The organism is Gilliamella sp. B2717, from assembly GCF_026536675.1.
Taxonomy (GTDB): domain Bacteria; phylum Pseudomonadota; class Gammaproteobacteria; order Enterobacterales; family Orbaceae; genus Gilliamella; species Gilliamella apicola_I.
Window position 1 is genome coordinate 1 of record NZ_JAFNNQ010000033.1, and the last position, 879, is coordinate 879.

An 879-nucleotide genomic window follows, 5' to 3' on the forward strand; every position below is an offset into this window, starting at 1 on the left:
ATATCACCGCCTTGCCCTTTGATAAATAAGTTCTGAGCAGACGCACCGGTATCAACGATAAGTTGCACCGAACGATCAATGGTTTCACCTTCCGTCGTCTTTGCCACAACCTTATATGTCCCCAGTAACGGCGCATCTAATTTATAGCTACCGTCCTGATTTGTGGTCGTGTCCGATAGTAACTTTTGATTACTGTCATATAATTCAACTTTTAAACCCGTTAACGGCATTTCTGTTTTACTGGCCGTATTATCATAATCTAAATAGACTTTTCCACCTATATCAAAGGCATATGCTGTTGATATCGTCGACACCGATATCAACGCAGAAGCTAATAAGCGCTTTATGCTTCTTAGCATCGTCTTTTGCACTGTTGCATTATGCTCAGTTCGCATTATCTTCTCTCCTGATATGCGTAAATTCTTCTCTTCTTTACGTTTTTCAACCCTTGGGGCATTGAACTGCATCTTCGGTAAGTGCTTTTCTACACCGGTAACTTTTTGCCAACTGTTCATTAGAAACTCCCCACTACATTGACAAACCAACCTCGTGAACGGTAGTTCAGGTGTGTTAAGTTGTCGTTATAATCCGTGAAGTTGTAACCCACGCCCATCTTGATGTTGTCGCCAATATAACGATAAACACTGGTCACCAATCCGTCTTTGTGGTCATCTGCCAGACTTGTTCGTAGCGTTCGACCTTCAACCTGATATTCCCAGTCGCCTGTCTTGTAATTAACACGCACCGCATACAAACTTGCACCCGATGAGTACCAGTCACTTTCACCTTTATAACGTAAATGACCCTGTCTGTGCGCCGCTTTAAACGCCGTTTCCCAGTTCGCATTCCATTCGTAAACACCTTCTAATGACCATACCC

At 43.1% G+C, this 879-nt stretch carries 1 protein-coding gene and 1 pseudogene; both read right to left on the reverse strand.

Annotation, left to right across the window (positions count from 1 at the left end):
- Nucleotides 1-515, reverse strand: a 515-nt coding sequence (locus J3U35_RS05545; protein WP_267360102.1) for an SdrD B-like domain-containing protein, incomplete at its 3' end; no start/stop codon positions are given.
- Nucleotides 515-879, reverse strand: a pseudogene (locus J3U35_RS05550) (hypothetical protein); the annotation flags it as partial. The gene J3U35_RS05545 and the pseudogene J3U35_RS05550, both read right to left, overlap by 1 nt.